Below are 11,093 nucleotides of genomic sequence, written 5' to 3' on the forward strand. Positions count from 1 at the left end.
CATTGCTATTACCCTAAAAGATTTCGCAAAAGTCAGCAGAATTCCCACATCCCGAAAGTCAAAATGCGCACGCAAAAAAACGGCTGGACCCCTTCTCTCCCAAGGTGTCCAGCCGTTTTCCCGTTCAATTTCCGAATCTTTTCTTCTATTAGTCAGGCAACGATCCGCCCGCCAACAACCTACTTCTTCTTCCGACCCCAATCCTTTGCTGGCCCCGGCTTTGCATTTGCTTTGGACTTCGATGCAATGGTCTTGTACTGATAATGGCCGTTGCCAAACAGGAACACGCGGCGCGTATGGAGGGCGGCGCGGACTTCGCGCTCCCAGGTGCGGACGTACTTGTTTCCGGCCATTGGTGGCAGGTAGCCGTTCAGCTGGATCGGGTCGCCGTTTTCAATGGTGAACTCGACTTTCCAGCTGGCGGAGTCGGTGACGAATTCCTCGAGGCCGGCCTCTTCGTTGAAGATCCATTGGAGATCGTCCAGGATCTGGGCCGCAGCCTTAGGGTCGATCGTTTCCTCGACGACTTTGCCGGGGCGAAGATCGCCGTTGTCTTCCCACAATAGACGCGTCAGGCTTGTCGTGCCGTCGCGTTTAACGATCAAGGTCTGGCCGACTTCCACGCCTTCAAGCGGTTTGGGGCCATATGTGATCAGGTTGGTATCCAGCCGCAACTGTGTCACTGGCTGTTCAATAATTGGCCGAATCGGTTTAAACGGCCGACCGTATTTGGATGAATATGCACGCGTCATTGTTCACCTGCTCCCTTGCTGGCAAGTTTCGTCATTTTCTTCAACTTGTGATTGGCACCCCAGCCGCTGAAAGCCGTGCCGAGGTAAGTCGCTTGAAAATACATCATCTGATCATCGGGCGAAAAATTCGCCGCCGCCCAATCCACGTAGCCGAGGGTAGTTTTCATCTCCGCCTGATAAACGGCGTGCAGCACGAGCTCATGAAACGCCGGATCACCGGCGGCTACCACCTGTTTTTGCAACGCCAACGCCTGCTCGCGGAGCTTGGCCATGGCGGCGTCGAAGAGCTTCTTGTCCCCGCCGTAATCCCATGGCAGGCTGATGCCGCGCAGGTAGCGGGTCGGATCGTTGGCCGCGGTGTAAAAGAAGAACAGCACGACCTGCTCATCAGCGGAAATATTGGCGCCGAGCACCACGTCATGCCAGCCGACGGGAATCACGTCGGTGGCGGTCTTCATCATTTGCGCTGTCGCGGTGGTCATTGCAGTCTCATCCATCTGTGTCGCTCCTTGCTTGTTGATGATTTCACTTGCTATCGTAGCACGGATCATAAAAAAAAACAGTGCTGTTATGCAACACTGTTAAATAATTGTTGTGATGTCAACTCACGCACTCAGGGCTCAGCGGTTGATCGAACTGGCCATGCGCGCGATTGCGTGGCTTTCCCCGCGAATGGCGCGGCTGAGCGCATAAATATTTTCAAATGGGGATTGGATGTGCCAGGCGGCGTCCCCAACGTGCTGGATGTCCACGCCGTCGATCTTGTTGCGAATGGCGATGTTTTCGATGTAGCGGGCGCCGGAGCCTTCCTGACTGGTGCCGATGGTGCTCATCACCAGTGCGCCTTGGCTATGGGCGAGCTTGACGATGGCCTTGATCTCATCGTCATCCAGACCAGGTACGGTGCCGACCGCCGGAACCAGGATCACGTCGGCGCCGGCGTCGAGGAAGGCCTGGGTGGCTTCTTCGGAGACAACGGGTTCGTTGACGCCGGCCGCGTGCATTTTTCCGGCGATGATCAGGCCGTGGAAAACCCGCTTGGCAATGGCGATGTTCGCCGCGATCGCCGCATTGGTGACGCCGGTGCCGGGGTTGCCGGTCAAGCAGACAAAATTGAAGCCGAGGCGCTCGACTTCTTTCAGCGTTGTTTCGGAGGCTTGGTGGCCGGCGGAGATCACGCGGCGCTCAGAGTCCATGTCGGCGTTTGGATCGACGGGCTCGAGGTTCACGCCGATCGGCCGGCCGACGAGGTGCTGGAGGCGGCGGATGCTTTCGCCGTCATGCCGGGGTTCGGTCTCGTTTTCGTCGTACAGGCCCATGATGACGGGGTTGAGGACGTCGAGGTCGTTGAGCAAAATTAGGTCCGCGCCGAATGCCGCCGCGACTTCGGATGTCGTGAGGCCTTCGATGCCGGGCTCCACGACGACATTTTCGCTGAGGACGACGCGCCCTTCGCTTGCTTTGATGCTTTGTTTGAGCTCGGCGCCGGTCATTGCCAGCACCTCGCTGCTTGTAGTTGAGATCAGTCGTTTGACCATGTGAATTCTCCTTTTCTGGCTGGGGCGGGACCGCTTGCACGCTGCCAGGTCCGCCACACGGGCACGCCGCTCCCTTGTTGCCTCTACCTTACCAAAGTGGCCCGCACAGTCAAGATGGCGGGCGAGCCGCCGTGTGTAGACCACCACCCGCCGATTTTCCCCGGACCCGTAACGGCGCGGCGGCTTGCGGTTCTCGACCGATTAATTATTAAAATGCAATTTTGCGTAAAAATGTAACCGCTTGTTGTTTATATATTAGACATTATTCGCTATAATAAGCGCAAAGAAGGTGTCCAGTTTGAAGTTGACGAAAAAGCAAACGGAGCTGCGCCAGCGCATTCTCGATCAGATCTACGCGCGCGGCCCGATCTCCCGTATCGATATCGCCCATAATACGGGCATTACCCCCGCCACGACCAGCGATGTGACCGGCCATTTGATTCAGGAAGGGTTCATTCAGGAGATCGGCCAGAGTCAGGTCGACACTGGGCGCTCCGGGCGCAAGAAGATCATGCTCGCGATCGCCAATGGCCACGCCTATTATGTGGGCGCAGAGCTGACGGCGCGCAGCTACACCTTCTGTATCACGGACGACGCGGGCAAGGCCTATGTGGAAAAAACGGTGACGGCCAATGCCTCATACGACCCGGAAGTCATTCGCGGCGATGTGTTTGCGGCCAGTTTGCGCGACTTCATTGCGGATAATGCCAGCTATCGGCCGGTCGCAGTCGGCATCGCGTTGCCAGGGCATTTTGTCCCTGAGACGGCGAAAATTGCGACGATCAACCCGACTTGGTCCGAGTTCAAGTTGCAGCCCACGATCGATGCCATCGACTTGCCGCTGTATTTTGAAAACAACGTGCATTGCATGGCCTTGACGGAACGCCTCCTGGGGCCGGATCAGACGGATGACAATTTCATCTTCCTGCATGCCGCCCGCGGCCTGTTCGCATCGGTGATGTACCGCGGCCATTTGTACAGTCCGGAAAACGCGCTGGTCGGCGAGATCGGCCACACGATCGTCAATCCGAACGGCGAATTGTGCGATTGCGGGCGCCACGGATGCCTGCAGACCTACGCCAGTCAGGAATGGATCGTGAAAAAGGCGCGCCTGCTTTACCGCAACGCGGATCACACGTTTTTGCGCCAGCTTTCCCCGGATGTTTCGCAGCTGGATTTTGAAACGGTCCTGAAGGCGTATGAGCTCGGCGACGATGGCGTGATCGACCTGCTGGACACCGCGATCAAGTACATTGCGATTACCGTCAACAACCTCGCCCTCGAAGTCGACGCGCGCCGCATCATCATCCACGGCCGAATTTTCGACCCGGCGGCCCTGCAGACGAAGCTCTCGCAGACTTTGAATGAAAACATGTTCCAGCTGACCCCCGTCACCCCGCAGCGCCTGACGATCAAGCCATACACGCAATACAACGGCGCGATTGCCGCCAGCATGTTGGCCGTGTCGGAGCAATTGCTCGGAACGGAATGACCGGCAGCTGAAAAATAGGAATAGCCCGCCTCCACTTGGTTGTGAAGGCGGGCTATTTATGTGCCGTCCCGTGCAGGTGAGCCGCCTGGGTCGCGCGCTGTCCGGCAGACCAAAAAGCTGCCAGGCCGTGCGCGCCCCGCTGTCTAGTGGTCCACTTCGGCCAGCCGCGTCAGCCAGGTGTGCAGATGCCCATCCTGTGCGAATTCCGCCAGCAGGCCATCTGAAAATCGATCCAGTCGGCTGATCGCGACGAGCATCGCCAGAACCACCGTTGCGCCGGCCTCCGTCACATCCGCCTTGGCCAGCGCGGACCGGGAGAAGCCAAGCCCCGCATCCGTCAACGTGGTCGAATAATCCGCGATCTCCGGATGCGTGAGCGCAAAGGTGTCAAAGTCATGGATAAAACTGTCCAGCGTCCACCGCACCCGGCCGTTGATCTCGATCTCGGGTTCCGCCTCTTCTGGCGTTTGGCTCAGCGCCTTCATGATGTCGCCATCATCGTCTTGCGTCTGGCCCAGGGCTTTAAGAATGTCGCCATCATCGTCTTGCGTTTGACCCAGCGCCTTGAGGATGTCGCCACCGTCATCTTCCGTTTGGTCCAATGCGTTGCGCAGGTCAGCGTCTGCCGTTTTTTCCTCAGCCGAAGCGGCCGGCGCCGGGAAGCGGGATGCGTATTGCGTCAATAATTCGTATGCCATTTTTTCCTCCTAATTAGCCGTTGCCGTGACGGCTGACCTGACCCACAAGGCAACGTTCACGGCCAACAGCGCGACCCACCATGCTGTGAATAATTCGTATGCCATTTGTCCCCTCTAATTATCCGTTGCCGTGATGGCTGTCCACACCAACCAGGCGACGTTCACGGCCAAAAGCGCGACCCACCAGCCTGTTGAAAGCTGCGGGCCAACCGCGGCGGTGACGGTCATCAGGCCCCACAAAATGGGCCAGTTGAATCGAAGCGAGCGGCGCCAGAGAGACGCGACGAGCGAAACGGCCGTCATCACGCCCCAGAAAATGAGCAGCGCACCGGCGCCGATCACCTGGTGGTCCAGCCGCGTCACCACTGCCGCGAGTCCGACAAACCCGGCGAAATACAGAATCAGCCAGACGCCCAGTCGCAGCGTTGTTTTCCGCTTCAACTTGTTGAAGCCTCCCCCACGCACGACAGCGCCGATCACCCAGATGAGCAGAAACAGCGCAAACGTCGTCAGATCCGCCAAGTGCCAAGCAGGCGGCCGGCGCCAAAATGCATCCAGCGTCGCCCCCACCAGCGACATATTGAACAAGGGCCACAAGTAGTCGAGCCATTGCGCGCCACTACGATTGGGCAACGCGGCGACGATCTCGTCCGCGGCGGTTTGCGGATCCTGGCCAAAATTATCGGGCAGGCGCTGACCGGCTTGCTGCGCATCGGTCATGTCATCCAAAATGGCCTCGGCCGTTTCCTCGACCGCGCGTGGATCCTTGCTGGGGAAACTCAGGAGATACCTCACCAGCGTGTCGGCGTAGACGTGATCGATGCCATGAATCCCTGCCATTTTTTCCTGCATTGCCTTGGTCAGTTCCCTACTCATTGCCCTTGTCCCCCTCTAACCTCGCCATCGCGGCCACCAACTGCCGCCAGCTGGGTAAAAATTCTGCAATGCTGGCCTCGCCTGTTGCGGTCAAATGATAATACTTGCGATCCGGGCCACTGGCAGAAGGATGCCGAACCGCCTCGATCTGCTTGTTGCGCTGCATCTTCAGCAGCAGCGGATAGATCGTCCCCTCTGGCACCTGCCCGAAGCCAAGCTCGGCCAGCGTTTCCTGAAGCGCGTACCCATATGTTTCACCGCGCCCAATGATCATGAGCAGCGCCCCTTCCAGCGTGCCCTTCAGCAGCTGGCTTGGAATTTTCGCCAATGACCTCACCTCCTGCGCATCGCTATCTTGCAAAGCAAAGTATAGTCGCGTGGTGGTACTTTGTAAAGCATGATAGTCGAAAGTTTGAGCGTCGCGGAAAACTTTGGCTACCCAGTGGGATCGCGGCGGTTTCGTGCGTTTCGACCACCGGCAGTCTGGGCGTCTGCCAACCGCCTCCAAAAAGAAAAAGCGTCTCACCAAAATAGTGAGACGCCGGGTCCGAGGAGACAGTTAGTTCTCGATTGTGCCATCGCCTGTATCCATGTTGATCCAAGTTGTGAGGTTACGCAAACGAGCCGCATAACTCGGGTGATCTGTCTGCGTTTTGATCGTTTGTTGCAAGAGAGCCAGCCTGTCGGTAATGATGCCATCGACACTTTCGAACATCAAACTTGTCATCTGGTCAGCGTCATTCACCGTCCAGACCCACACCGCCTTGTGTGCCGCCTGAATCTGACCCGCGACCGCCGCGGACAGCGTCGTCTCCTCGACCGTGTAGGCATTGGCAGGCGTGCGCGGCATGACGATCAGATAGGGCAAAATAAAACTCGTGTATAACTTCGGCAGGCGCTGCTTGATGCGGCTGACCACGCGATAATCCAGCGAGTGAACGCGCGACCCATCCGCGATCAGGCGCTGGCCATAGCGGTCGATAAACAGGTCGATCGCGTTGACGCTATCTTGCGTCGTGGTTTTGACCTCGACGATCAATTTCTGATGCAGCTGTTCGGCGGCCGCCAAATACGCATCGAAGCTCGCGACTTTTGCTCGGTGGCCATTTTCACGCGCGGTGAGCTGGGTGGCCTGCGCGAGCGTCACCTGGCGCGGCGTGCGGTCAAGGCCAGTCAACGCTTTGAGGTTCTCATCGTGCATCACCACGAACTGGTCATCTTTGGTCTCGTGGATGTCCATTTCGACAAAATCGGGATGTTCCTTGCTCGTGGCCTGAAGCGCAGGAATGGTGTTCTGCACGCCGTTGCCATCATCCACCCCGCGATGCGAAATGGTCAGCGGCGTGGTGTCGAGCATCCCGTTCAGGTAGGTAAAATTAAACAGCAGCAATGACCCTGCCGCCCCGCCAATAACGATACCCGTCAAAAGGCGAAGCCAACGCTTTTTCCGGCGCGGGGCTAGCAGGCCGGTCGGGCTGGGCACCATTTTTCCCGCAGCCGGCGCGATTTTTCCAGAGACGGGCGTCATGTTCTCTGAACCAGCCACCGCTTTCTCCGATACTGGCGCGATCGTCTCCGGCGTCAGTAGAAGTAGCACGAACAGCACGGTCGCCCAGCTCTGCAGGAGCATGGCACCGCCCATCAGGAGCGTGGTCGTCCCCATCGCACCGGCGAAGGCCCAGCTGGTCGTGTCCAGCCACGTCTGCAGCGCGATCAGGCCCTCGCTCCACCCCATGTTCAGGCCGAGCACGATCAGGCTCAGCCAGAGGATTCGGCGAAAATAGAACCAGAGGCGCCCGCGACTTGCGGTCCAGCTGCGCTTGGCGGCCGCGCCGAATGAAATGTCCTCGAATAGCGCGAGCGGCAGGGTCCGCAACAGGCGCAGCCCCAGCCACCCGATCCCGAGGTAAAATGCGACCAGAACGCCTAGCAGCACTGGCTTCGCCGTCACGTATTCGATAATGAAGGCCGGAATCGTCAGCTTGCTGAGAAGAGGCGACGCTAAGACCTGGCCGGCAAATGGCACGATCAGGAGAAAATACACCAGGAAAAAGCCGAGCGTGCCCAGGCGCAAATGCCGCAATGAGGCAAGCGTTTCGCGAAGCAGTTGCCGCCACGTGTGCCCATTTTGGCTGCGGATGTTCGCAACGCCGATCAGCAGGATCGTGAATTGCAAATACGCGAGTAGCAGGACCATCAGCAAGATCACCACCAGCCCCGCCGCGACAAGCGGATGCTGGCCCACGATCCCCCCGAGATTGTTATACGACAAAAACGGAATACCGGCTGCACTGAGCAGCGTTTGCGTCACCCACCGCAACAATGGAATCACGGCTTCGGTCAACACCAAACTCGTCAAAAGCGTCAACGCCAGGTACTGCCACCAGTGCGCCCAAAATTCCCGGGTCCCGCGCCAACTATACCGAAAGCTATTCATCCGCCCCGCCTCCATCTCATTAGATTCTCTGAACCCGGCCAATACGCCACCGCGCGCCGAATCCGCAAGCTGTTATCTTTGCAGTTTATCATGATACTAATACAAGGATGCCTTCCAGAATTGTCACGTTTACGGTATCTCGATTATTTTTCGGAACCGGCGAACCGCCACTCGCCGTCGCCCCACTCCACCCAACGAGCATCCGGCACCAACCCTCACGCAAAAAGAGCGCAAAAAAAGCGCCCCACCGAAGTGAGACGCAATTGAAGGCTATTTGATTAGTCGAGGATCTCGGAAACGACACCCGCGCCAACCGTACGGCCACCTTCGCGGACCGTGAACTTCGTACCCTTTTCAAGGGCAACCGGAGCGATCAGGTCTACTTCGAAGGTAACGTTATCGCCAGGCATAACCATTTCAACGCCGTCTGGGAGTTCGATGACACCCGTAACGTCAGTTGTATGGAAGTAGAACTGCGGACGATAGTTGGAGAAGAACGGTGTATGACGGCCGCCTTCTTCCTTGCTAAGGACATAAACTTCGCCCTTAAACTTGTTGTGGGTCTTGATCGAACCTGGCTTTGCCAAAACTTGGCCACGCTCAACCTGATCGCGGTTCACACCACGAAGCAAGACACCAACGTTATCGCCGGCTTCGCCAAGGTCAAGGGTCTTACGGAACATTTCAAGACCGGTAACAGTGGACTTGAGAACCTGTGGCTTCAAGCCGATGATCTCGACTTCATCACCGATCTTGACAGTCCCACGATCGATACGACCAGAAGCAACGGTGCCACGGCCGGTGATGGTGAAGACGTCTTCAACAGGCATCAAGAAAGGCTTGTCGGTGTCACGGACTGGCGTTGGGATGTATTCGTCAACGGTGTCCATGAGTTCCTGAACAACGGCTTCCTGTTCTGGGTCGCCCTGAAGAGCCTTCAGCGCAGAACCACGGATAACAGGAATATCGTCACCAGGGAAATCGTATTCGGACAGAAGTTCACGAACTTCCATCTCGACCAAGTCAACCAATTCGTCATCGTCAACAAGATCAGTCTTGTTCAGGAAGACAACGATGTAGTCAACGCCGACCTGACGCGCAAGCAGGATGTGTTCGCGAGTCTGAGGCATCGGGCCATCAGTAGCGGCAACGACCAAGATCGCACCATCCATCTGAGCGGCACCGGTGATCATGTTCTTAACGTAATCAGCATGCCCTGGCGCATCGATATGTGCGTAGTGGCGCTTTTCCGTTTCGTATTCAACGTGGGCGGTGTTGATGGTGATGCCACGTTCCTTTTCCTCAGGTGCGGCATCAATTGATGCGTAGTCCTGAGCTTCGGCCAATCCCTTTTCAGAGAGGACCTTGGTGATCGCCGCGGTCAGAGTAGTCTTACCGTGGTCAACGTGCCCGATGGTACCGATGTTGACGTGGGGCTTAGTGCGTTCATAATGTGCTTTTTCAGCCATGAAAAACGAACCTCCTGTATTTTATCGTAAAGATACGGGCAAACCCCGCAATCCTTTACGTACTAGTGTACTACATTTGCGCGCGAATACCAAAACAAATATTCCCGCGGGAAATGAATTCCGAAAACGATTATACCGAGAACCGGCGGCTTTGTAAACAGGCGGCGTCAAGAATTTTCTGTTTACACCTAAAAGCCGAACTTACGCCATATCGGCCAGTTTCGCCGTCTGTTCCCCCAGCCAGGCCAGCAGCGTTTGCATCGCCGGTGACAATGGCGCGCTGTCCTTATGTAGATAATCATAAGCAAATTGCTTGGGATCGGTAATGGTCTGGTCAATGAACGGATATAAATAACCTAATTCAAAGCGCAAGACCTGAACCGTGGCGCGCATCAATTCGGGATCGCCCAAGCCGACCTGGCGCTGGACCTGGTCGAGCACCGCCAAAAGCGTCGGATCATTCAACACCCCTGGCAGGTCATCCGGCACCACCTCACCGGATGTCTGATAGCCCAAAACGGTCACCGGCTCGCGATCACCCACCGCCGTCAACGCATCGAGTAGCGAGATCCGCACCGCCGGATGAACATCTTCATCCGTCAGATTTGGCCGGGCCGCCTCGATCATCAGCTGGCGTGGCAGGCGGCCGAGCTCTTTGATCACCTGTTCCTGTTTGTGAGCATCAAAGCCACCCAGATGTTTGAGCTCCTTGGCCAATTTTTCCAGGGCCGGTTGGTTGGCCGCCAGATCCGCCGCCTCCGCGTCTTCGATGCGCTGCTGAAGTGGCGGCCGCTGAATCACAGCGACATGCGCCAGCATCGCCCACGCAAAGCGGTAATCCGGCAACGCCAGCAACGTGTCATACAGCAGCTCGGTGTCCTTGGCCGACGCCAAAAAGTCTTCCATGTACTCGGACACGATCGGCAGCGCCGAGGCACTTTGCTCAAGGCCGTTATACGCCTGCACGAGCTCACGCCCCACCTCAAAAACAGGCGTGCGCTGATAGGCTTTTTCCAAATGCGGAACCGCGGCCGCAAAATTGCTGTTGCGAAGCGCGCTTTCCCCGAGGCTCAGATGCCGGTCCACATTATCCGGCAGCGGGACGATTTTTCCCATGATAATAGCTCCTTTGTCGTATTCACCGTTCAGTTTCCGCCAACACGCGGGCAAAGGCAAGCCCTACCGCGGGGCAAAATGCGCAGCAACTTGCGCGTCATATTCCGCGCGCGTCAGGCCAAAGCGCTGCTGCACCCGATAGCGCCCGTGCAGCAAAAAGCCGAAGCGACTCTCCCCTTCGCGCGTGAAGCCTAGGCGTACCAGCACGTTTTCGGACGGCCGGTTGCCCGCCGTCACATTGGCGTAAACATACGACGCCTGTTTCTGGTCAAAAAGATACTGGAGCTCGCCCCATGCGGCCTCGGTCGCGTAACCCTGATGCCAATACGCCGAGGCAAAAGTGTAGCCGATCTCCCATGTTTTGAGCCAGGGGTCCTGGTCCATGTTCAGCACGCCGATCATGCGGCCATCGGTTTTACGGGTCACCGCGACGGCCGGTAGCGTCAAATAGAGCTGGGCAAATGTCTCGCGCGCCCGTTTTTCCGTCTGGGGACGCTGGCTGCCCAGCGCGCCCCAAGCCATGCTGGCGGGATCGGACACCAGCGCCAGGTAATCGGCGAAATCTGAGTCTTGGCCCAGTCGCATGATCAAGCGGTCTGTCTCAAATTGCATCGCGGGTCCTCCCTCTGTTTTGAGTCGTGAACTACTCGGCCATAAATGACCGAGCTTCTGGGAACACCGCTGACTTACACATCCAGCACTAAGCTTTTTGTGC

11 protein-coding genes are annotated in these 11,093 nt (G+C 57.3%); 1 reads left to right on the forward strand and 10 read right to left on the reverse strand.

All coding sequences use genetic code 11. The features are described 5' to 3' along the window. Positions 1-179 precede the first annotated feature (179 nt). The 3 genes from JUE67_RS01510 to JUE67_RS01520 all read right to left on the reverse strand — a co-directional run bounded on the left by JUE67_RS01510 (position 180) and on the right by JUE67_RS01520 (position 2,290). The gene (locus tag JUE67_RS01510; protein ID WP_203626038.1) at positions 180-752 is read right to left on the reverse strand and encodes a hypothetical protein; all 573 of its coding nucleotides are present in this window, start codon (positions 750-752) and stop codon (positions 180-182) included. Then, the gene (locus JUE67_RS01515) at positions 749-1,249 is read right to left on the reverse strand and encodes an immunity protein YezG family protein (protein WP_203626039.1); all 501 of its coding nucleotides are present in this window, start codon (positions 1,247-1,249) and stop codon (positions 749-751) included. Before JUE67_RS01515 ends, JUE67_RS01510 begins: the two co-directional genes overlap by 4 nt. 123 nt (positions 1,250-1,372) lie before the next feature. After that, positions 1,373-2,290 (reverse strand): DUF7916 family protein, encoded by a 918-nt coding sequence (locus JUE67_RS01520; RefSeq protein WP_203626040.1) that lies wholly within the window; start codon positions 2,288-2,290, stop codon positions 1,373-1,375. A 298-nt stretch (positions 2,291-2,588) separates the two neighbouring features. On the opposite strand from JUE67_RS01520, the gene JUE67_RS01525 reads away from it, so the two are divergent. Further along, positions 2,589-3,782 carry an ROK family transcriptional regulator gene (locus JUE67_RS01525; RefSeq protein ID WP_125696190.1) on the forward strand — a complete coding sequence of 398 codons (1,194 nt, stop codon included), beginning with the start codon at positions 2,589-2,591 and terminating at the stop codon, positions 3,780-3,782. 143 nt (positions 3,783-3,925) lie between these two features. On the opposite strand, the gene JUE67_RS01530 is transcribed toward JUE67_RS01525, so the two are convergent. The 7 genes from JUE67_RS01530 to JUE67_RS01560 form a co-directional block, all read right to left on the reverse strand. Beyond that, positions 3,926-4,480 carry a DUF6508 domain-containing protein gene (locus tag JUE67_RS01530; RefSeq protein ID WP_203626041.1) on the reverse strand — a complete coding sequence of 185 codons (555 nt, stop codon included), beginning with the start codon at positions 4,478-4,480 and terminating at the stop codon, positions 3,926-3,928. Between the two features lie 114 nt (positions 4,481-4,594). Beyond that, positions 4,595-5,356, reverse strand: coding sequence for a hypothetical protein (locus tag JUE67_RS01535; protein ID WP_203626042.1), 762 nt, complete (start codon positions 5,354-5,356; stop codon positions 4,595-4,597). After that, a complete protein-coding gene (locus tag JUE67_RS01540) occupies positions 5,349-5,630 on the reverse strand; it encodes a PadR family transcriptional regulator (protein ID WP_203626058.1) in 282 nt (93 codons plus the stop codon). Before JUE67_RS01540 ends, JUE67_RS01535 begins: the two co-directional genes overlap by 8 nt. Positions 5,631-5,915: 285 nt before the next feature. Next, a complete protein-coding gene (locus tag JUE67_RS01545; protein ID WP_203626043.1) occupies positions 5,916-7,793 on the reverse strand; it encodes a glycerophosphoryl diester phosphodiesterase membrane domain-containing protein in 1,878 nt (625 codons plus the stop codon). Between the two features lie 278 nt (positions 7,794-8,071). After that, the gene (tuf, locus tag JUE67_RS01550) at positions 8,072-9,262 is read right to left on the reverse strand and encodes an elongation factor Tu (RefSeq protein ID WP_203626044.1); all 1,191 of its coding nucleotides are present in this window, start codon (positions 9,260-9,262) and stop codon (positions 8,072-8,074) included. A gap of 201 nt (positions 9,263-9,463) precedes the next feature. Then, entirely contained in the window at positions 9,464-10,378 is a 915-nt protein-coding gene (locus JUE67_RS01555) for a hypothetical protein (RefSeq protein WP_203626045.1), read from the reverse strand. 63 nt (positions 10,379-10,441) lie between these two features. Then, entirely contained in the window at positions 10,442-10,990 is a 549-nt protein-coding gene (locus JUE67_RS01560) for a GNAT family N-acetyltransferase (protein WP_203626046.1), read from the reverse strand. Between the last annotated feature and the right edge of the window lie 103 nt (positions 10,991-11,093).

It is taken from the genome of Lacticaseibacillus mingshuiensis (genome assembly GCF_016861785.1).
Lineage (GTDB): Bacteria > Bacillota > Bacilli > Lactobacillales > Lactobacillaceae > Lacticaseibacillus > Lacticaseibacillus mingshuiensis.

Bases quoted from the DNA above. Each gene is read 5' to 3' on its own strand.
- JUE67_RS01510 (WP_203626038.1), bottom strand. From the start codon at position 752: ATGACGCGTGCATATTCATCCAAATACGGTCGGCCGTTTAAACCGATT.
- JUE67_RS01515 (WP_203626039.1), bottom strand. From the start codon at position 1,249: ATGGATGAGACTGCAATGACCACCGCGACAGCGCAAATGATGAAGACC.
- JUE67_RS01520 (WP_203626040.1), bottom strand. From the start codon at position 2,290: ATGGTCAAACGACTGATCTCAACTACAAGCAGCGAGGTGCTGGCAATG.
- JUE67_RS01530 (WP_203626041.1), bottom strand. From the start codon at position 4,480: ATGGCATACGAATTATTGACGCAATACGCATCCCGCTTCCCGGCGCCG.
- JUE67_RS01535 (WP_203626042.1), bottom strand. From the start codon at position 5,356: ATGAGTAGGGAACTGACCAAGGCAATGCAGGAAAAAATGGCAGGGATT.
- JUE67_RS01540 (WP_203626058.1), bottom strand. From the start codon at position 5,630: ATGATCATTGGGCGCGGTGAAACATATGGGTACGCGCTTCAGGAAACG.
- JUE67_RS01545 (WP_203626043.1), bottom strand. From the start codon at position 7,793: ATGAATAGCTTTCGGTATAGTTGGCGCGGGACCCGGGAATTTTGGGCG.
- tuf (WP_203626044.1), bottom strand. From the start codon at position 9,262: ATGGCTGAAAAAGCACATTATGAACGCACTAAGCCCCACGTCAACATC.
- JUE67_RS01555 (WP_203626045.1), bottom strand. From the start codon at position 10,378: ATGGGAAAAATCGTCCCGCTGCCGGATAATGTGGACCGGCATCTGAGC.
- JUE67_RS01560 (WP_203626046.1), bottom strand. From the start codon at position 10,990: ATGCAATTTGAGACAGACCGCTTGATCATGCGACTGGGCCAAGACTCA.